Genomic DNA, 2,166 nt, shown 5'->3' on the forward strand with positions numbered 1-2,166 from the left:
CGTTAKGKSWCTCTGGTTCAGCGCGAAGACGCGCCCGACGACTACGAATGCTACCGCTACAACCGCCCCGGCCATCGTTTGCGCAAGATCCATTTCAGCCAAACCAATCGCCAAACCCTCCGCACCGAAGTCCGCTACCTCCCCAATCTGGAAATCCACCGACAGGCCGACGGTGAAGAGCGGCATGTCATCAATGTCGAAGCAGGGCGCAGCTGCGTGCGCGCGTTGCATTGGCCCGATGGCGCTCATGACGATCAACTGCGCTACAGCCTTAGCGATCATCTGCGTTCCAGCACGTTGGAATTGGACGGCGAGGCCGGTGTGCTGACTCAGGAACGCTACTACGCCTTCGGCGGCACGGCCTGTTGGGCGGGGAAAAGTGCGTTGGTGGCGCAGTACAAAACAATTCGGTATTCGAGAAAAGAGTTGGATGTAACTGGGCTTTATTGCTATGGGTATCGATACTACGCGGCGCGGTTGCAGCGTTGGTTGTGTGCTGATCCTTTCGGGTTGGTAGATGGGTTTAATATTTATTGCTCATTCAAAAATAATCCTGTTGTTTTTTCTGATAAAGAAGGGGCTGCAGTTTTGCATTACTCTGAAATTTCTCATGCCGGTCGACTTCGTCATGAGAGGTTGGTTGTTAATTATGAAATGCCTAAATTAAATCCAGGTCCTGACCTTTTCTTTTATCTGAGCCAATCGAAGCCGGGTAACAGTTTTTCTGGGATTATGGATGTTGATAGTGGCGTGGTTGATATCTATCCATTGTCTCCAGGCAGGGTCGGAGATGTAGCGACTGATCCGTGGAGGGCTCCGTACGAAGGAAAAATTCATGATGAAGGATCTCCGATTGTACATTCGCCTCGATATTTAAATGCACCTACCTCGCATGAGCAAACAGTAAAGATTTACCACAGAAACAAAAGTTCTACGCTTGGATTTACTTTGCAAGATGTTCGAAGTTTGCCAGAGCAAACTGGGGGAAGGTATCGAGATATACCTGTTCTGTTAGGAGTGTCTAGGTCGTTGAACTTTCCGCATTCTCTGAATGCTCCAGACTACTTCGTTTCTACTGGTACAAATGTTGGTGATTACGATAAGGTGTTTTCAATGAGTCAGATTCCAATTAACAAATTCGTGTATCAAGGTTCACCAAATATTCCGACAGAGGTGAAAAGGGAGCTGCTGAACATGTTTGCAGATGTTAGTAATGGCTTGGGTACGGATTCACTTTCTTTCCGGAAACTGTTTGATAATGAGCTTCATAGACCGGATCTGCAAATACCTGAAACCCAAAAAATACAGCCGCCGAATTTAACGAGGCCAGCATCGTTAAAGGGTAAAACAACCAAGACTTCAATACTCCGATCAATTTTTGGCAGGAAATGAAATTAAAGTTATTAAGCGGCATGCTATTTTTAGAATGATAGGGGAATTAGATCAGCCATTTGGCGCGGTATTGACGATGGGTACAGACTTTATCGTAATTTTCGCAATCTAAGATTTTTTGATCTTGCCTTAACGCTTATTCAACCCCCTCGCCAACCGATCCCCACACAACTGAAACCAACATTAACGCCACCAGCAACACAATCATGCCAAAAAATATGCCTGCGACGACAGCCCATGGCTGGCGTCGCTTCGATCGAGCCGATAGCGCATGTTGCGAAAAACTGTTTTTAGCAATACGTACAAGGTGAGGACTTCAAAGATACCGACCTGTTACTTTTTACAGTATCGCCAAGCCCAAAAAGCGCTCAGTCTTTCCTCGTCCAGACCGAAGGACCGTCCATACCGTGAACGCTAACCACCACGCAGCCACGCCAACACTCTCGGTCATCGATCCGCGCACCCTCGCGATCCGCAGCGTGGGCTATTGCCGGCATCCCGATAGCCCGGTGATTGATCCGCGCATCACCCGGCAACGCTTTGATGCGGTGGGGCGGTTAAGTGAGTCGTGGGACCCTCGGTTGTGGGGTACGGCGTTGAAACCGAATCTGGCCACGGTCTATGGTTTGAGCGCTCAGCCGCTGCTGACGGACAGCGTCGATGCCGGGTGGCAGTTGAGCCTGCTGGATCAGACCGGTTTGCCCTGTTGGTTCTGGGATGCACGAGGCAGTCAGCGTCACACCGAATATGACGATCAATTACGTCCAGTCGGGG

At 49.4% G+C, this 2,166-nt stretch carries 1 protein-coding gene and 1 pseudogene; both read left to right on the forward strand.

All coding sequences use genetic code 11. The features are described 5' to 3' along the window. A partial coding sequence (locus KUF73_RS31235) for an RHS repeat-associated core domain-containing protein (protein WP_218441780.1) occupies positions 1-1,392 on the forward strand: 1,392 nt, incomplete at its 5' end. Between the two features lie 407 nt (positions 1,393-1,799). Further along, positions 1,800-2,166, forward strand: a pseudogene (locus tag KUF73_RS31240) (RHS repeat protein); the annotation flags it as partial.

Source organism: Pseudomonas sp. PD9R (genome assembly GCF_019200975.1).
Classification (GTDB): Bacteria; Pseudomonadota; Gammaproteobacteria; order Pseudomonadales; family Pseudomonadaceae; genus Aquipseudomonas.